The sequence below is a fragment of the Aquirufa avitistagni genome, from assembly GCF_042715545.1.
Taxonomy (GTDB): Bacteria; Bacteroidota; Bacteroidia; order Cytophagales; family Spirosomataceae; genus Aquirufa; species Aquirufa avitistagni.
The window spans coordinates 1,236,980-1,255,027 of the sequence record NZ_JBBKXZ010000001.1 but is presented as its reverse complement, the minus strand read 5'-3'; the positions used below and the strand labels follow the sequence as shown (position 1 = coordinate 1,255,027).

The 18,048-nt window shown below is 40.5% G+C and carries 22 protein-coding genes; 8 read left to right on the top strand and 14 right to left on the bottom strand.

Translation table 11 applies throughout. From position 1 onward, the window contains the following. Positions 1 to 11: 11 nt before the first annotated feature. The 4 genes from U0R10_RS05515 to U0R10_RS05500 all read left to right on the top strand — a co-directional run bounded on the left by U0R10_RS05515 (position 12) and on the right by U0R10_RS05500 (position 3,431). Complete coding sequence (locus tag U0R10_RS05515) at positions 12 to 1,004, top strand: glycosyltransferase family 2 protein (RefSeq protein ID WP_377982948.1); 993 nt, start codon at positions 12 to 14, stop codon at positions 1,002 to 1,004. A 42-nt stretch (positions 1,005 to 1,046) separates the two neighbouring features. Beyond that, on the top strand, positions 1,047 to 1,523 hold the full coding sequence (msrB, locus tag U0R10_RS05510; RefSeq protein WP_377982947.1) for a peptide-methionine (R)-S-oxide reductase MsrB: 477 nt from the start codon (positions 1,047 to 1,049) through the stop codon (positions 1,521 to 1,523). A gap of 78 nt (positions 1,524 to 1,601) precedes the next feature. After that, complete coding sequence (locus tag U0R10_RS05505) at positions 1,602 to 2,171, top strand: Crp/Fnr family transcriptional regulator (protein WP_377982946.1); 570 nt, start codon at positions 1,602 to 1,604, stop codon at positions 2,169 to 2,171. A 63-nt stretch (positions 2,172 to 2,234) separates the two neighbouring features. Next, complete coding sequence (locus tag U0R10_RS05500; RefSeq protein WP_377982945.1) at positions 2,235 to 3,431, top strand: MFS transporter; 1,197 nt, start codon at positions 2,235 to 2,237, stop codon at positions 3,429 to 3,431. Between the two features lie 142 nt (positions 3,432 to 3,573). Here U0R10_RS05500 and U0R10_RS05495 read toward each other — a convergent pair whose 3' ends face one another. The 4 genes from U0R10_RS05495 to U0R10_RS05480 form a co-directional block, all read right to left on the bottom strand. Beyond that, positions 3,574 to 4,299, bottom strand: coding sequence for a thioredoxin domain-containing protein (locus U0R10_RS05495; protein ID WP_377982944.1), 726 nt, complete (start codon positions 4,297 to 4,299; stop codon positions 3,574 to 3,576). 116 nt (positions 4,300 to 4,415) lie between these two features. Continuing rightward, positions 4,416 to 4,712, bottom strand: coding sequence for a thioredoxin (trxA, locus tag U0R10_RS05490; protein WP_377982943.1), 297 nt, complete (start codon positions 4,710 to 4,712; stop codon positions 4,416 to 4,418). A gap of 155 nt (positions 4,713 to 4,867) precedes the next feature. Next, positions 4,868 to 5,173 (bottom strand): rhodanese-like domain-containing protein, encoded by a 306-nt coding sequence (locus tag U0R10_RS05485; protein WP_377982942.1) that lies wholly within the window; start codon positions 5,171 to 5,173, stop codon positions 4,868 to 4,870. Between the two features lie 63 nt (positions 5,174 to 5,236). Next, complete coding sequence (locus U0R10_RS05480; RefSeq protein ID WP_377982941.1) at positions 5,237 to 5,836, bottom strand: class I SAM-dependent methyltransferase; 600 nt, start codon at positions 5,834 to 5,836, stop codon at positions 5,237 to 5,239. A 36-nt stretch (positions 5,837 to 5,872) separates the two neighbouring features. On the opposite strand from U0R10_RS05480, the gene U0R10_RS05475 reads away from it, so the two are divergent. Continuing rightward, the gene (locus tag U0R10_RS05475) at positions 5,873 to 6,283 is read left to right on the top strand and encodes a DsrE family protein (protein WP_377982940.1); all 411 of its coding nucleotides are present in this window, start codon (positions 5,873 to 5,875) and stop codon (positions 6,281 to 6,283) included. A gap of 41 nt (positions 6,284 to 6,324) precedes the next feature. On the opposite strand, the gene U0R10_RS05470 is transcribed toward U0R10_RS05475, so the two are convergent. Then, positions 6,325 to 7,320: a glycosyltransferase gene (locus U0R10_RS05470; RefSeq protein ID WP_377982939.1), complete on the bottom strand. Its 996-nt coding sequence runs from the start codon at positions 7,318 to 7,320 to the stop codon at positions 6,325 to 6,327. A 38-nt stretch (positions 7,321 to 7,358) separates the two neighbouring features. Further along, positions 7,359 to 8,549: an NAD(P)/FAD-dependent oxidoreductase gene (locus U0R10_RS05465; protein ID WP_377982938.1), complete on the bottom strand. Its 1,191-nt coding sequence runs from the start codon at positions 8,547 to 8,549 to the stop codon at positions 7,359 to 7,361. Between the two features lie 144 nt (positions 8,550 to 8,693). Here U0R10_RS05465 and U0R10_RS05460 point away from each other — a divergent pair, with 144 nt between their 5' ends. From U0R10_RS05460 to U0R10_RS05450, 3 genes are all read left to right on the top strand, one after another. Then, positions 8,694 to 9,350 carry a DUF2202 domain-containing protein gene (locus tag U0R10_RS05460; RefSeq protein ID WP_377982937.1) on the top strand — a complete coding sequence of 219 codons (657 nt, stop codon included), beginning with the start codon at positions 8,694 to 8,696 and terminating at the stop codon, positions 9,348 to 9,350. 100 nt (positions 9,351 to 9,450) lie between these two features. Next, positions 9,451 to 10,497: a c-type cytochrome gene (locus U0R10_RS05455; RefSeq protein WP_377982936.1), complete on the top strand. Its 1,047-nt coding sequence runs from the start codon at positions 9,451 to 9,453 to the stop codon at positions 10,495 to 10,497. Between the two features lie 5 nt (positions 10,498 to 10,502). Then, on the top strand, positions 10,503 to 12,176 hold the full coding sequence (locus U0R10_RS05450; RefSeq protein WP_377982935.1) for a bifunctional metallophosphatase/5'-nucleotidase: 1,674 nt from the start codon (positions 10,503 to 10,505) through the stop codon (positions 12,174 to 12,176). A 157-nt stretch (positions 12,177 to 12,333) separates the two neighbouring features. On the opposite strand, the gene U0R10_RS05445 is transcribed toward U0R10_RS05450, so the two are convergent. From U0R10_RS05445 to U0R10_RS05410, 8 genes are all read right to left on the bottom strand, one after another. Beyond that, positions 12,334 to 12,780, bottom strand: coding sequence for a DUF6691 family protein (locus U0R10_RS05445; RefSeq protein WP_377983015.1), 447 nt, complete (start codon positions 12,778 to 12,780; stop codon positions 12,334 to 12,336). 68 nt (positions 12,781 to 12,848) lie between these two features. Continuing rightward, entirely contained in the window at positions 12,849 to 13,412 is a 564-nt protein-coding gene (locus U0R10_RS05440) for a YeeE/YedE family protein (protein WP_377982934.1), read from the bottom strand. Between the two features lie 77 nt (positions 13,413 to 13,489). After that, on the bottom strand, positions 13,490 to 13,714 hold the full coding sequence (locus U0R10_RS05435; protein WP_377982933.1) for a hypothetical protein: 225 nt from the start codon (positions 13,712 to 13,714) through the stop codon (positions 13,490 to 13,492). After that, entirely contained in the window at positions 13,692 to 13,934 is a 243-nt protein-coding gene (locus U0R10_RS05430) for a hypothetical protein (RefSeq protein WP_377982932.1), read from the bottom strand. Before U0R10_RS05430 ends, U0R10_RS05435 begins: the two co-directional genes overlap by 23 nt. A gap of 52 nt (positions 13,935 to 13,986) precedes the next feature. Beyond that, positions 13,987 to 14,259, bottom strand: a complete 273-nt coding sequence (locus U0R10_RS05425) for a rhodanese-like domain-containing protein (RefSeq protein WP_377982931.1) — start codon at positions 14,257 to 14,259, stop codon at positions 13,987 to 13,989. A gap of 2 nt (positions 14,260 to 14,261) precedes the next feature. Next, the gene (locus U0R10_RS05420; protein ID WP_377982930.1) at positions 14,262 to 15,680 is read right to left on the bottom strand and encodes an MBL fold metallo-hydrolase; all 1,419 of its coding nucleotides are present in this window, start codon (positions 15,678 to 15,680) and stop codon (positions 14,262 to 14,264) included. Positions 15,681 to 15,713: 33 nt separating this feature from the next. Then, entirely contained in the window at positions 15,714 to 16,535 is an 822-nt protein-coding gene (locus tag U0R10_RS05415) for a sulfite exporter TauE/SafE family protein (protein ID WP_377982929.1), read from the bottom strand. Between the two features lie 90 nt (positions 16,536 to 16,625). Then, positions 16,626 to 18,038 carry an OprD family outer membrane porin gene (locus U0R10_RS05410; RefSeq protein WP_377982928.1) on the bottom strand — a complete coding sequence of 471 codons (1,413 nt, stop codon included), beginning with the start codon at positions 18,036 to 18,038 and terminating at the stop codon, positions 16,626 to 16,628. Between the last annotated feature and the right edge of the window lie 10 nt (positions 18,039 to 18,048).

The window sequence follows — 18,048 nt, the reverse complement described above, 5'->3', positions numbered from 1 at the left end:
TTTGCTTTGTTTTGAAGATATCGATTGCACTTTGTACCTTAAACGGAGAGAAATTTCTCCGGACTCAGCTGAGTAGTTTTGTTGACCAAACTATGCGTGCAGACGAGATTATTGTGTGCGATGAAGGGTCTACAGACCGGACGCTGGAGATTTTGGAGCAATTTACAGATCGACTTCCCTTGGTGATTCACCGCAATCCAGCGCGCTTAGGTACCTATCAAAATTTTCAAAAGGCATTATCGCTTTGTTCAGGAGATTATATTTTCCCAGCGGATCAGGATGATTATTGGGATCATCAAAAAATTGAACGAATCTCTACCTATTTTAATCACCACGATCAAGCCGAAGTAGTATTTACAGATGCACTTTTAGTGGATGAATTTGGCCAAATTTCTGGCAAAAAATTATGGTCCACCTTTCGTTTTCGCGAGGAACAGCAGCGGGAGTGGCGTGCTGGAAAATCATTAGATATCTTATTAGATGGTAATCGGGTTACCGGATGTACCATGGGTATTCGGAAGCGGTTTTTAGATAAAATTTCTCCTTTCCCAACGAATTTACCTTCTTTCTTTTTGCATGATGCTTGGATGGGTATCTCGGCGGCATTGGAAAATCGGATTGATTTTATTCCGGCGACCTATGTGCAATATCGTTTGCATTCAGAGCAACAGGTAGGGGTTAAAGGAAATCCGGGTACACCGCCTACGATGTGGGAACGTATTCAGCGGCCACATGAGGACAAGGTTGGTCCGTATCGAAAGAAATTGGAATATTTAGTAGAACTACGCAATGCGGTTTCAGAAAAATTCCCGAATCAGCGGTTTGAGCCTTTGGACACCCGTATTGATTATTGGGATCGTCGGGCAAATTTGCCTGAGGCGCGTTGGAAGCGTTTGAAGAAAACCCTTCAAAACTTGATTTTGGGAAATTACCATCGCTACAAGGATATTGATTCGCCCGCGGAGACTCCGTATTTAATGTTCTTAGGTGATTTGATTGAGTAAAACATTTGGCTTGTTTTTTCGTTTCATTCTAAACGAAATCGTATGAAATCATTTCCTTATTTCTTATTTGCGCTGGCATTAGCCTTTCAGGCATGTAGCCAAACTCCTAAATCAACAAGTTCAATGGATAAATTACCAGTTACTGAGGCTGAATGGAAAGCTCGTTTGAGTGAAGATGAGTACTATATTTTGCGTCAAAAAGGCACGGAGCGTCCATATACAGGTAAATTCTTGATGCACAATGAAGAAGGGTATTATACTTGCCGAGGTTGTGGGACGCGTTTATTTAAATCGGATTCCAAGTTTGATTCGCACTGCGGTTGGCCTTCTTTCGATAAGGAAGTCAAAGCAGGTGTAATTAAAGAAACAGCTGATTTAACATTAGGAATGCGTCGTATCGAGATAACATGCGCCAAATGTGGTGGTCATTTAGGACACGTTTTCGATGATGGTCCTACGGAAACAGGCTTACGCTATTGCGTGAATTCGGTTTCGTTAGGGTTTGAGAAGCAGAAATAAATAGTTTACGCGTAGAGACGCAAGATATTGCGTCTTTTTATTTGGAGAACGGGTCTCTATCATTGTAGTCATTTGTTCATGTCTAATCAGTTATTAGCACATTTCAAGCAAATATCCAGTCTAACGGCTTCTTCTGAGGCTGCGCTCGCCTCACTCATTCAAACCCATTCCATTCCTAAAAATCAAGATTTACAACAAATCGGCCAAACCTGTAAGACCTTGTATTTTTTAAAAAAGGGTCTTGCTCGGATCTATTATTTTCAGGATGGAAATGATGTGACTGAAGGTTTTTACTTACCATTTTGTTTGATTGCGCGTGCTGAAAGTTTGTTTGCTGGTATGCCGAGTAAAAAGGCAATTCAGGTTTTGGAAGATTCAGAAGTTTGGTCGATAGCTACGAGTGATCTTTTTTCATTGTATGAGACGCATCGTGATATTGAGCGATTATTCACCCGCATGTTTGAGCAGGCTTATGTGCAAACTATTCAGCGGATTGAAAATTTGCAGTTTCACACAGCTGAGGAGCGTTATCGTTTGCTCACTCATGATCAAGCGGATGTTTTGCGTAAAGCTCCCCTCAAATATATTGCCTCCTACTTGGGAATCACCCAAGTTAGCTTAAGTCGCATTCGCGCAAAGAAAAGTTAATTTAACATTTGATAAATGCTTCTGAGCTGCAATTTGTCAATTTGCAGGAAATAGGAAGTAAAAATGAAAACGCAATTAGGGTTACGTCAAAATTGGCAACAATTCAGCTTATTGGTTTTAGTTAATGCCTTTGTGGGCGGTATGGTTGGGCTAGAGCGTTCGATCTTACCCCAACTCGCATTACAGGAATTTGGTATTGCTTCCAGTCTAGCTGTGTTTTCTTTTATAGTTGTTTTTGGATTAGTCAAAGCTGTTTCAAATTATTATGCGGGTCATTTTGCGAATCAGGTAGGTCGGCGGAAATTGTTGATTTTGGGATGGGTCTTTGCCATTCCGATTCCCTTTATATTGATGTGGGCGCCTAGTTGGAATTGGATTATAGCTGCGAATGTTCTGTTGGGCTTAAACCAAGGTTTTGCATGGTCTAGTACCGTCACCATGAAAATTGATTTAGTTGGGGATAAGAATCGTGGTTTGGCGATGGGAATTAATGAATTTGCTGGTTATATATCGGTTGGCTTAGTTGCCTTCTTAACCGGTTGGATTGCGCAAAACTATGGCATTCGACCATACCCTTTTTATATCGGTATTGCGTTTGTAGGTATGGGTTTGGGACTAAGTATCTTTTTTGTGCATGATACGCAAGGGCATGTGGCTGCGGCAATGGGGGAGAATCATGTGCCGCGATTGAAATCTATTTTCTGGGAAACGACCTGGGCTGATCGAAATTTAGGATCGATTACGCAAGCAGGATTAGTGAATAATCTGAATGATGGAATGGTATGGGGTTTATTTCCTATGTTATTGCTATCGAAGGGGTTTAACTTGGCCGAAATTGGGGTCATTACGGCTATTTATCCGGCAGTTTGGGGATTAGGCCAACTGGGAACCGGTAAATTGTCTGATTTGATATGTCAAAAAGATTTGTTGACCTACGGCCTTCTCCTCCAGGCTCTTGCCTTAGTAGGACTTATTTGGGCAGTTTCCTTTTCCCAATTTGCTGGGTTGTCTGTTTTATTGGGAATAGGTACGGCAATGGTCTATCCAACGTTTTTATCAGCAATTGCAACACATACGCATCCACTCGACCGGGCTAAAAGCTTGGGGATATTTAGACTTTGGCGTGATTCGGGCTATGCCGTGGGGGCACTACTCACGGGTGTTTTAAGTGCTTATTTTTCGTATTCATTCTCCATTGCAAGTATTGCGGGCTTAACGGTCTTATCGGCGGTGATTGTATGGAAGCGGATGCGGTGTTAGCGAGGGCGCTATATCCTCAAAATTCCCAGGTTAAAACCTGGGTCTATAAACAAAAAAATCCCTAGGTTTTAGCCCTAGGGAATCGGCGTGAAAACGCCTCAAACTTTGGCAAAGCGTTTAGCTTTGCCAAAGAAAAATCATTTTACAATAAAGTTTTTGACCATTGCTTGGTCATGCTAGCCGCATCACCCATGCCGATTTGCTTATCGATCATTTTGCCGTCTTTATAGAATTCCAAATAAGGAATCGACTCAATTTGCTTGGCTTTAGCTAGTTCTTGATTTTCGTCTACGTCAATTTTAATTAACTCCACTTGTCCATTTTGTGCTTTAATCCAAGCTTCTAAAACCGGGCTTAACTGCTTGCAGGGACCACACCAAGTGGCGTTATAGTCAACAATAACCAATTTTTTACCCTTGATTTGGTTGTTAAAATCAGCAACAGTCATTCCCTCTGTACGTTTTGCGACACCCTCTTGTGTGGAAACAGGTAGGTTAGCCGATTGCCAGGCCAACATCCCTCCAGTTAAATTCACAACAGATTTAAAGCCCATTTCTTGAAGTTGGCCTGCTGCAGCACTTGATCTGCCACCGGATAGGCAATACACATAAACTGTTTTTGATTTGTCTAGGTTGGCCACTGCATTTTGGAATGCATCACTCGTGACATCTGCTAAAATGGCGCCTTCAATATGTCCATTTGCATATTCATCGCTGGTACGCACATCGAGAATTTGGCCAGGTTCCGCTGATTTTAACTCGCTTTGAAATTCTGTGGCTGCTAAATTTTGCAATCCCTCTTTTTTCGTGCATCCGAATAATGATAAAGCTATAAGTAGTGAGGTGAAAATATTTTTTATGATTTGCATATAGAAGTATTTTTAAAAAATAATTGTTCTTTATTTAAACTAACGACTAGTGACTGACGACTAGCGAATGATGACTGACGACTAGCGACTGTCGACTAGTGACTAGCGACTGATCACTATTTATACTGTTTAATAATCCCTTCCAACGTACTCGCCGGAATGACCCCTGATTGCCTCCAAACAGATTTTCCATCCTTGAAAAGTATCAGTGTAGGAACAGATCGAATTTGGAATTTATCAGCCAAGGACCTGTTTTTGTCCACATCTATTTTAATGATTTTGGCGGATTCGCCCACTTTGGATTTTAGTTGTTCTAAAATCGGTTTTAACTGTTTACATGGCCCACACCATTCAGCTGAAAAGTCAACCAAAACGGGTTCCGGGGATTTTAATAGTTCTGCAAATTTGCTCATTTTTTTAGGGTTCAGTAGTTAGTAATCAGTAGTCAGTAATCAGTAGTCCGGAGTCGAAAGTCCGAAGTCTTAATTTGAATTTTTTTTGTTAGTATTAATAAGTTAATCATTAGCCAAATAAACGATTTCCTCCGGACTTTGTGCCTTCGGACTTATTACCTCTTAATTGAATTCCAAGGTCCACCATTATACACCTGCGTAAAACCGGCAGCTTGTAATTGCCGACGGGCCATACCGCTTCTGCTTCCAGACCGACAGCAAGTTACAATAACTTGATCTTTCTTTAATTTGTTCATTTGGCTTCCCAAGGTTTGCAAAGGAAGATTAATGGATCCTTTTACGTGTCCGTCTTTGTATTCGGCAGGAGTACGAACGTCTACTACCGTGGCACCCTGTGCGATTAACGCTGTAATGTCAACTTTGGGGCCTATTCCCAAGATATTTTGTATGAATTGTAGCATTGTTTTTCTGTTTAGTGTGTCAAAGATAATTTCGAATATTAGCCTAAAACGTGATATTTGTCTCTATCCCTTTTTTAATGCCCTCAGTTGAATGACCTCGGCTTCGCCCTGATGTAAGGGTCCTTCATCTAATGTGCGTATGATTTCTTGATTTAACTGAGTATCCAATGATTTAAAGTCTAATGCCAAAGTATCGGTATCAAAAAGCCAGTTGGCATCTTTAGGACCTCCCGAAGTATAGGCCAACTGCCTCTTATTAAATCCCTCCAACAATAAAGTTCCACCTGGCTTTAGCCACTTGATAAATTTGGCATGTACAAGCGGTCGGATTTCTGGTGGGGTATGAAAGTAGGTCGACATGATCACATCAAAAGATTCAAGTGGAAATTGGATTTTCAGTGCATCTGCACACACATAATGCAGTTGGACATGCTGCTCACGCGCCAATTTCAATGCTTTCGCTTCGCCTTGTTCACTCAAATCAAACGCGTAAACTTCCCAGCCTAGTTTAGCTGCATAAATGGCATCTCGTCCTTCTCCAGCGGCAGGAATTAATATACGGCCAACGGGTATATTGGCAATTTGCTCCGCAAAAAAGTCATTTGGATTGATTCCATATTGATATTCAGTTGACTGATATCTTGCATCCCACGTTGCTTTCATTCTGGTAATTGGTTAGTTTCGTAAAAAAATATTCATATGAAAAAGTCTATATTATCCATCATTATTGCCATTTTCGCTGTTTTCGCAGCACAGGCGCAAAATCCAGTACACAAAGTTGTTATCCAATTAAATACGTCTGATACGCTTGTTTGGCATGGAGCTTTGAAAAATATATCCAATCTTCAAACGGCATTGGGTAAAACAACTCAAATTGAATTAGTTGCGCATGGTTCAGGTATCGGTATCCTGATTGATGGCAAGACTACTCAAAAGGCTAAAGTAGCTGAATTAGCCGCTTTGGGTGTATTATTTAAAGCCTGTGAAAATACGATTCGTGAACGTAAAATCGACCGTTCGACCATCTTGACGCAAGCAGGAACAGTTCCATCTGGTGTTGCAGAAGTAGTGCTCAAGCAAGAGGCCGGCTGGGCGTACCTTAAATACTAACGCAAATTAGCATTGTCAATTGAAAAAGCCTGTGACTTATATCACAGGCTTTTGTTGTTCCAGGGTAAAAATTTGGGGGGATCTTTCTCTAATAATCGAGGGGTACTCGCACTCAGAAAATGCCCATTTAACACCTTTTCGTAGGCTATTAGGTATTTTTTAGCCATGGATAGCGAATCGAATACATCTCGCGCATACGCATGACAATGTTGTTTATTATATGCACCTGCCTGTTGGATAGCGATAGCCATTTCATCTTCCTGATTACCTAAGAAACCAAATTCGGATGTGACTAATTCAGGTAAAGAACCGTAAGGCGTTGCAAAAATAGGGCAACCGAAATACAAGCTTTCGGTGATGGCTAATCCGAATGGTTCGTGCCAGCAGACTGGAAATACTAAACCTTTGGAATGGGAGAGGAGATCTAATTTTTGTTGGCCCCCCACTGTACCATAAAACTGAATGCGCGTGCTCCAAGTCATGCGAAAACCCATCTTCAGATTTAAGCGTGTACCGCCAAGCACGGCAAGTTTTTCATTTGGAGTTCGTAAGACCGTATTGATAGCTCCTTGTACATTTTTAACACGCCATGCAGCCTTACCTAAAAAGTGCACATAATCACGTGATTGCGTTAGATTAGGCTTACCATAATCATCCCAATCTAGTCCATTGTGGACAAACGAATTCGATCCGTAGCGATTGGCATGGTTTTGGGAAACAAAAATAGAATTGATGTTTAGGGACGTTTCTTCATTTGGATTCCCATGTACGGTCACCACGTAAGGCTTTTCGATGTCCTCACTTGGCGTATGATTCAAGTGAACCACATCAACGGATTCTGGAATTTGTTCGTTCAAGGATTGACTGGGATTCCAAGGTAATACCGTCGCGAATGGACTGTGAGATCCTTGGGGCACTAAAAAGGTGACTTGATGGCCGAGTCCTTGTAAGGATTTCGCTAAGCCCCAAATCACGCGTTCAGTTCCTCCATAACCAGCTACGGGTATTTTATGATCATGAACGATTAAAATATGCATTTTACAGCGGAATTGAGGAGCAAAAATACATTAATTTCTTACATTTTCCCGGGGAGAATTTGATTCCAATAGAGGTAAGGTAAAAGGAATTTCTTCATTTGGTACATGGACCAGCGTTCCTTAGATTGGTCGAAAGGGAATGTTTCAGCGGGTTTATTGTCATAATCGAATTCAGCTAGCACTAATTTATCGTATCCGGTAATAATTGGACAGGAAGAATATCCATGGTAGGAAGCTTTCATTTCTGACCCTTTTATCAGAGCTAATAAATTGCTAACTACCACAGGTGCTTGTTTGCGAATAGCTGCTCCAGTTCGAGAAACAGGAAGACCTGCGGCATCACCACTTGCGAAAATATTTTTGTATTTCGTATGTTGGAGCGTATGTTTTTCAACGTCAATCCATCCGGCTAAATTAGCGATTGGGCTATTTCGGATAAAATCAGGTGCTGATTGTGGGGGAGTTATATGAATCATGTCAAATGCGACCGCATATACTTGGTCTTTATTGGATTCCCCGATTCCTACAAATTTGGCCATTTTATTGGGTCCATCGATTTCAGCTAATTTGACAAAGAATTGCGTGTTTATCCCAAAGCGTTTTATGACTTTCTTAAGTGTATTTTCATATTTTTCCACACCAAAAACACGCGTTCCTCCACTCCAGAGTTCTACTTGTGTCTTTATTTTGTTTTTGCGAAAGTAGTCAGCTGCCAAATACATGATTTTTTGAGGTGCTCCACCGCATTTAATAGGTGTGTGTGGATTTGTAAAAATGGCCTTTCCTCCCTTTGTTTGTTGGATACACTCCCAGGTATATGGTGCGGTTTCAAAACTGTAGTTGGAACACACCCCATTTTTCCCCAATGTTTCTTTTAATCCTTTAATATCTCCCCAATTTAATTGGATACCAGGAGCTACCACTAAATAATCATAGCTTATTTCCGTTGAATCGGCCAAAACGACTTTGTTCTCATCCGGTTTAAATCCCGAAACCATTTGTTGGACCCACGTCGCTCCCGCCGGAATAACAGAGGCTTCATCGCGTTGCGTGTCCTGAATATCAAATTCACCACCGCCAACAAGCGTCCAGGCGGGTTGGTAGTAATGTTTTTTAGCCCCATCTATAATTGCGATGTCCAAAGAAGCATTCTTTCGAAGTAGTTGGGATGCAATGGAGATACCCGCGTTTCCTCCGCCGACGATCAAAATTTGATACTGTGTTTTCATGGTGATGATCTTTTGAAGTTCCAATATTAAGTCATTTTTCTATTGAAAAAAGTGATTAAAATCACATTTGATTATTCGTTAGCATTGTCACGAAATCTCGAAATTTCGAATTATACCTTTATAGAAATTTAAATATCAAAAATCATGAAAAATGCCTTTTTAATTGTAGCGACTTTGATCGCTTTGAGTAGTTGTGAAAGTGGTAATCCCGTAGGTAATGAGCAGGCTAATTTGTCGCAGAGTTTAGCCAATATTAAAACGGCTGTCAATAATTTACCAGCTGAAACACTTGACTCCGTAGAAAAAGAGCGGATATTATTTATTCGCGAGGAAGAAAAATTGGCATACGATGTTTACCAAACGATGTATGATAAATATGGCTCAAAGATCTTTCAAAACATTCCTAATAGTGAATTAAGTCACATGGAAGCGATGTTAATCATTATAAAGAAATACCAACTAGTGGATCCTATGGATACAAACCCACGCGGAAAATTTGAAGACCAGAACCTTCAATTACTCTATACATCATTAGTTAGTCAAGGGAATGTGAGTCTATTATCAGCTTATCAAGTAGGTGCTAAAATTGAGGAATTAGACATTTTTGATTTGAATAAGTCCATTGCGATCACCAATAATCAAGATGTTCGTTTAGTCTATGATTTTTTAAACAAGGGGAGCCGAAATCACTTGCGTTCTTTTTACAAGAATTTGAAGAATGTAGGTGGTTCATATTCTCCAATCTTTATCACCCAAGCTGAGTTTGATGCGATCGTGAATTCACCTACAGAAAAAATGTAACTAAAAATTTAAATAGTGACAAATGTCACACGATTTATTCTAATTTATCGAGTCTTTTGTCAGATATTAAGAATAATTACCGTCAATTCTACTTACCTCTATGGTCAATTCCAATCATCCATCGAATCAACCAAGCTTGTTGCAAACGCTTCTATATACCTTATTAATCGCTTTATTTGGCGCATTAGGGTATGTAAGTTTTATACAATTAGGACCTAATGAGGTTGCTATAGATTCTACTCAGGTTTATGTTGAGCCCGATTCTAATTTCACACACTTGTGGACAGCTCCATCTGACTGGCGGATGATGTATTTAACAGATTCTCAAAAGGAATTGGTTGAATATGGTCGCGAATTAATTGCCCATACCTCCGAATATTTAGGACCTAAGGGTACTGTGAAGGCCATTTCCAATGGGATGAATTGTCAAAACTGCCACTTAAATGCAGGTACCCAACCATGGGGTAATAACTATTTCGCGGTGCAATCCACGTATCCAAAATTCAGAGCACGTTCCGGGACAATCGAAGATCAAGTTAAGCGGGTAAACGATTGTTTTGAGCGTAGTTTGAATGGTCAATCATTAGCCGTGGAGAGTAAAGAAATGCAGGCAATTTTGGCCTATATCAAATGGTTAGGCACGGATGTTGAAAAAGGAGTCGTTCCCAAAGGTTCAGGCATATTTAAATTAAAAGGTTTAAAGCGCGCGATTGATCCAGCTAAAGGCGCAGAAGTATATGCAGCCAAATGCCAGTCTTGCCATCAAGCAGATGGTGGTGGTCTACTGGCGGAAAATGGGAAGTCCTACACGTATCCTCCACTTTGGGGCCCGCATAGTTATAATCATGGCGCAGGACTTTACCGAATGTCAAATTTTGCCGGTTATGTCAAATACAATATGCCATTAGGGGCCAACTACGATAAGCCTCAATTATCAGATGAGGAAGCGTGGGATTTGGCAGCTTATGTAAATTCGATGCCGCGGCCAGCTAAAGATTTGAGTAAGGATTGGCCAGATATCGCAGGTAAACCTTTTGATCATCCTTTTGGTCCATTTGCGGATCCATTTACGGAAGAACAACATAAATACGGGCCGTATAAGCCGATAAAAGAGTGGATTGCAAAACACAAGAAGTCTAAAAAATAAACCGAATGAACTCGAGAAGAAAATTTTTACAAGGGGGAATCCTGACTAGTGTTGCGGCTTTTACGCCAGCTGGCATACAGGCTAAAGCTTCAGCGGGAAATATGCCAGCGGCTAAATTAATTGCTGGATCTGGTCAAATCACGATTCTCCAAACAACAGATGTGCACTGCCAACTGCATGCACATGATGAATTGTTTTGGGAAAATAATGAATTGACCTTTCGTAAAGCAGGCGGGTATCCACACATGGCCACCGCTTTGAAGAAGTTAAAAGAGAAGAATCCAGAAAACACCATCACGTTAGATACAGGTGATATGTTCCAAGGTAGTATGCTTTCGGTGAAAACAACTGGTCAAGCATTCGTACCCTTGTTAAATGCGATGGATTATGACCTTTATTTACCAGGAAACTGGGAGGTGGTCTATTACAAAAAGAATATGCAGAAATTATTGGGAGGGCTCTTAGCTCCTAAAATTTGTGCGAATATGTACCATGATTTGGGGGATGGAAAGAAAGGCGAACTGATCTTTCAGCCTTACCAAATTATGCACCGCATGGGGGTTAAAATTGGTTTTCTAGGGTATACAGATCCATTAGTTCCATTGCGTCAATCACCGATGTATTCGAAAGGAATTGTATATACCAAACCTGAGGATAACCTCAAGGAATATGTAACCTTATTGCGTGAGCAAGAACAATGTGACTTTGTGATTATTCTATCTCATTTGGGACTATCTCAACAAATTGCCTTAGGAAATAATCCGGATTGTCAAGGGGTGGATTATATTTTCGGGGCAGATACGCATGAGCGTATTCGTAAACCGATTCAAGCAGAATATACCAAGATTGTTGAGCCAGGGGCTTTTGGTTCGTTTGTGGGTAAACTCGATATCCAAGTTAAAGATGGTAAAGTCTTAGGTTCCACCTATGAATTAATTGAAGTGGATCCCATCAAATACCCTGCTGATCCGGCGATAAAGACCTTAGTGCAAGACTTAGAGAAACCGTACAAGGAAGAAATAAATAAAGTATTAGGGTATAGTACCGTTCCACTTTACCGCAACTTTGTTGTGGAGAATACCATTGATACGATGATCGTAGATGCATTAAAATGGAAGGTGAATGCGGATGTCGTTTTATCTAATGGATTCCGTTTTTGCCCTCCAAGAGTTCCAGGAAAGGATGGTAAAGTAGCTATTACAGAGGGTTATTTATATGATATGTTACCTGTGGATAGTACGATTCGTACGGCGAAGGCTTCAGGCCAACAAATTTTAGATTGGTTGGAAAAAGAAATGCAGAACGTATTTGCGCAAGATGCTTCCAAGCGCTTTGGCGGTTGGCTTATTCGTTTCAAAGGCATGCAAGTAGAATTTAAGGCATTTGATCGGGTAGGTGAACGCGTGAAAAAGGTGACTATTGCTGGCGCAGCCTTAGATAAAAACCGGATGTACACGTTGTGTGCTTGCGAGCGCGATGGTGATCCCGAGGATATGTTATGCCGCATGAAGGGTGTTAAGGAGCCAACAAATACAGCTTATACTTTGCACTCCATGATGAAAGAATATTTAACTAAATTCTCTCCAGTTACACCTGTCTTGCGCCACGATGCGAAGATTCTAGATGGCCCTCAGGATTTGCTGAGCCAAGTGACGGGGGTGGATTATACGTTTAGATAGACGTCGGACGTTAGACGCTGGACGTCAGATTAAGTTTAGAATTAAAAAAAGCTAGTCATTGGTAAATTCCATGACTAGCTTTTTTAATTCTAACTTTTTAAAGTCAACATCTTAGACAAACGTCCGACGTCTAAAGTCTAACGTCTAGCGTCTAATTTTAATGAGGCAACTGATCTCTAAACTTGCCATATACCCAAGTTCCTGCTGTAGCGCTTACAATAACCACTAAGATAACGATAGCACCTGAACCTACTTGTGCGAAGAGAGGACCTGGGCAAGCTCCAGTCAATGCCCATCCTAGTCCAAAAATCAAGCCACCAATGATTTGGCCCTTATTGAATTTCTTGTCGGTGAACGTAATTTCCTCCCCGTGAATCGTTTTAACCTTCAATTTCTTGATTAAAAATACTGAGATAGCACCTACGACAACCGCTGTACCGATCACTCCGTACATGTGAAAGCTTTGTAAGCGGAACATTTCTTGAATTCGGAACCAGGAGATGATTTCAGCTTTAATAAATACGATGCCAAAAATCACTCCTACTAAACTATATTTTAAGTTATAGTACCACGGGTGATTTAATTCTGATTCATTTACACACATGGTGTCTAATGAGCGTACCTCGAAATCAGCTGGATTTGCGTGTTGATTTGTCTTGTTTTCCATGTGTATTATAAGTGTAAGATGAAGGGTAAAATGAAATTAGCCATGATAAAACCACCAATCATGAAACAGATGGTTGCTACTAAGGATGGCCATTGTAAGTCGGAAAGTCCCATGATTGCGTGTCCAGAGGTACAGCCACCTGCATAACGTGCGCCAAATCCTACTAAAAATCCGCCTCCAATCATCATGACTAAGCCACGTAATGTAAATAAGGATTCAAAAGAAAATAATTGTTCTGGCACCATGCCTGAGAAATTAGTGATACCATAACTAGCTAATTCCTTTGCTAAATCTGGATGTACGATAACAGCATCACCTGATCCTAAATAAAGTGTTGAGATGATGCCGCCCACTAGAATTCCTCCCACAAAGAAGAAATTCCATGTTTCTTTTTTCCAATCATACTTGAAAAAAGGGATGTTACTCGGTAAACATGCGGCACATGCATGGCGTAGGTTTGCCGAGATTCCAAAGTGCTTGTTACCTAAAATTAATAAGGCCGGAACGATAAGTCCGATGATAATTCCTGCCGTATACCAAGGCCAGGGTTGGGTGATTGTTTCCATCATAGTAAGTTAAAATTTAGTTTTTAGTTTTCAGTAGTCAGTAATCAGTGGAAATATTTTGGCAAATTAATTCATTTGTGTCAAACCTCTCGCTTCTTAGTTCTTAGCTCTAAACTTGCTTTTGCAATCGTGCCAATCATAAAATAACCCAACACGGCAAAGTAAACGATGCTATTTAAAGGTTTGCTCGTGATCGGACAAGTTCCTGTCGCGCAACCAATATCTCTCCAGTAGAAATATCCGCCGATTGCGCCGAATATTCCACCTAAGATTTGCCAACCGTTATTTTGAATGAACTTCTTCATATTCCACATCATCGTGATCTTTAGCAGTTGATTTTTGAATAGGTACTCCGCAACCTTGCGCACCGCATCCTGCGTTTAAAAGCGCCATTCCTACCAGCACGAGACCGAGCATACCCATGAGCATGTCATTACCTCGATAGGCTTCTATCAAGGCATATCCTCCAAATACGAGGCGAATGATACGCATAACATTCCAATTCTGTGTCAAAGCTGTGAACATATTCTGATTTGTTAAAAGCCCAGGCATTACCTGGGCTTATTGAGCACATTGATTAATCTTGATACACAAGCATATCGTGTAAACCTCCTCCGTTAAATACCTCGGACAATCCAGCTTGTTTTAATAAGTTCATGGCCATTCCTGAGCGGTTACCACTACGGCAATAAACCACAATTGGACCATTCATTTCCTTGAATTCATCAATGCGTAAAGGAATAATTCCCAACGGAATATTGATCGCTCCTGCATAATGTCCACTGGCAAATTCGCCTGTTTCACGTACGTCAACAACCGTAGTTGCTGGATTTGCTAATAACTCTTCCATGCTTACAAAAGGGTAGAAGGACAAACAAAATCAGACACTTGGAACTTTTCTGACTCTTTGATCGCTTTAAAGCCACCATTGATATCAATTAAGTTGTCATATCCACGAGCTCTTAAGGTAGAGTTGAAAATCATCGAACGGTAACCACCCGCACAGTGTACGAAGTAGGTCTTGTTTTTATCGATTTTCAACATGCTATCATTAATGAAATCCAAAGGAGCATTTTCTGCATCAATCACGTGCTCAGATAAATATTCTGAATTCTTACGTACGTCGATGATTTCACCTTCTCCTGCTTGAATACGTTTGAATGCTTCAGCTGGTTCGATGGATTCGATTTGGTCAAATTCTTTTCCTGATGCTTTCCAAGATGCAAAACCACCTTTTAGATATCCGATTGTGAAGTCATAACCAACACGCGCTAAACGTGTGATTACTTCTTCTTCGCGGCCTTCATCAGTAACCAACAAGATTTCTTGCTTAATGTCTGGAATCATTGCACCCACCCATGGAGCAAATGATCCATCGATTCCGATATTGATCGAGTTAGGGACAAATCCCGCTGCGAAAGTCTGTGGATCGCGTGTATCTAAGATCAACGCGCTCGTTTCGTTCGCAGCTGCTTCAAATCCTTCTGGACTTAAGGCATGTTGGCCACGCTCTAACACTTTATCAATCGAGTCATATCCTTGAATATTCATCAATACGTTCAATGGAAAGTAAGCGGGAGGAGCAACTAATCCTGTCAAAACCTCTTTAGTGAATGATTCTTTTGTCAAAGCAGGATTCAACGCATAGTTCGTTTTCTTTTGGTTACCCAATGTATCTGTTGTCTCTTTACTCATGTTTTTACCACATGCAGAACCAGCACCGTGTGCAGGATATACGATGATATCATCTGCTAACGGCATGATTTTGTTACGCAAAGAGTCGAATAAATGACCTGCTAAAATTTCTTGAGTCAAATCAGCCTTTACTTTTTGAGCTAAATCTGGACGACCTACATCACCGATGAATAAGGTATCACCTGAGAATAAACTCGTTTCTTTACCGTTTTCGTCGATCAAAAGGAAACAAGTTGATTCCATCGTATGTCCTGGCGTATGAATGACACGGATTTTTGCGTTTCCTAATGGGAACTCTTGACCATCTGTTGCCGTGATACACTCAAATTGGCAAGCTGCATTTGGTCCGTAAACGATAGGAGCACCTGTTTTTGCAGATAAGTCGATGTGACCTGAAACGAAATCAGCATGAAAATGTGTTTCAAATACATACTTTATTTTCGCGCCGTTACGCTCTGCTTTCTCAATATAAGGTTGTACCTCGCGAAGTGGATCGATGATCGCTGCTTCTCCATTGTTCTCGATGTAGTAAGCACCTTGTGCTAAACATCCCGTGTAAATTTGTTCTACTTTCATTTTCGTAATTATTATGCTGTGAATGTGTTTAATCTATTTCAATGGGAAGGCCAACTGTTGGATCAGGATGTAAATACCCATCACCAAAACAAACCATCCAAAACCTACTTTTAATTTATTTCCGTCTACTTTTTTACTAATTATATCGCCGAAGAATATACCTACAATCGCTAGCCCTGTAACAGTTAGTAACAAGTTCCAGTCTATGGCATGATGTCCCAAGTCACCCGTAAAGCCAATTAATGATTTTGCCGCAATGATTAAAAGGGAAGTGCCCACCGCTTGTTTCATGGATAATTTGGAAAGCATTACTAAAGCTGGGATGATTAAGAATCCACCACCGGCGCCAACTAATCCCGTCAAAGTACCAACAACCGCTCCTTCAATCAAGATCATTGGGTAATTGAATACTTGTTCCTCTTCTACATAAGTACCTAGTTTCTCCTTTTCACATTGCTCGCATTTACCGCGAATCATAGAGATAGAAGCCGCTACCATTAAGATGGCGAATAAGACCATCATTAATATAGATTTGGTAACCACGAAATCTCCTAAAGTAAATACTTCTGCAGGAATTAAGGGTACGATGAATTTACGCGTGGCATATACCGCTGCAATGGATGGTATGCCAAAGATGACCGCAGTCTTTACATTGATTAAACCCTGCTTGTATTTTGGAAAGGCGCCTACTAATGAACTTGCACCTACCACAAATAATGAATATGCTGTAGCAAGAATAGGATCTACCCCAAATAAATATACCAAAACAGGTACTGTTAAAATGGATCCACCACCACCGATTAAACCGAGTGAGATGCCGATAAGTAGGGATGCGAAATAACCTATAATTTCCATGCGTGTCTTATTTGTTTTTGTTGATACAAATTTGAAGGTATTTTTAATGCTTATTCGTGATTTTTATCACAAGGCAAAAAAAAGTTTAAATCAAAAATGGAAGTTCATAATAAGGTTATAATTACTCATATTGACCTTGTTAATGATGTATTTTTCGTTCTGATATGTTTCGCCTTGATTTGATTTATGCACATATAAGGCTTGAATTTCAAGCCCCTCCAGGAAGTTGATGAATTCATAAGTCAAATCTACATTCAATTGGGTGTAACTTGGTAAGCCATATTTATTCAACGCATAATTCTTCACATCAGGTAATTGGAAGTATCCATAACTCACATTCGCCTTTAGAGGAAAATCTGGGAAGGTGTAAAGTACTTTGCCAACCATCGCATGCAAATCACCAAATCCTTCATTCCGTTCACGTGGCATAAAGGTGTAAAATGGATCACGGCCCCATTCGCGAGGCATTAAATAGCGACCTTCTGCTGTGATGCGTGTATAGTTCAGTGAAGTTTTCCAATGGGAATGCTCATAACCCAATTTGGCACTAATCACCCGCGATTTTTGATCTGGAGAAAAATAGGTTTTTGATGGATCCTCATTGCCTCCTTGATTGACCGCTTGTTGATGCGTGTATTGCAATCCTGCTACCCATTCATTTTTTTTCCAATCCCATTGAATCATGCTGGTATTGAATACATTTTCAACAAATACATTCCAAAATTTGATGGAATGGTTTTGAGGTAATTGGTGTGTATAACCCAATAAGTAAATTCCTTTTGACTCAATATTTCCTTTATAATTTCCTTTTACTCCATTGGTATTGACTCCATTAGGGTAAATTCCGATGGATTCACCGATTCCATACCAATCAACGGTACCACGTGGGGAGATTTCGTACAGGTAGCCACCTTCTAATTTATTTTTTTTGCCGGGGAAGATTTCTCCATACAATCCACCTACTTCGGTCGGGCGCATCCGGCCGTCTTGCAGGTTGATAAATGGCGTATTGATTAATTGTTTTCCAGCTGTAATGTGCGATTTTTTGAAATTGTATTTCAGGTATAGTTCCTCGAGACGATCTAAATCATTTTTATTTGTCAGGTCCTCCAAATCAAACAATGAGGTCTCGTATCGACTCGCAGTTTGGGTATATGGATCAATTTTGGCCATGTTGGAAGAGCCAATATTATAGATAAAATAACCACCCACACCCATTTGAAAGCCTTTAAATGAAGCAGTTTCGTAGAATAATCCTCCACCTGCGGCATGTGCATAGGCATCGGTGAGATGCCCTTGGTTTTCAGTGGCCATGAAAAAATACCTCAGGTTACCGTGTACTTTCCCATGTTTGAAGGCAAATAGGAGTGAGCTTGAATCTTCCGCCACACTTTTTTTGCCTTTCCAAAGATGCGGTGTCGTATGAATTTCTTGATGTTGGGCTACTACATGTGCCGTATTGATCAAAAGGAATATGAAAATTAAGGTGAAATATTTAGGCATGCTTATTGTG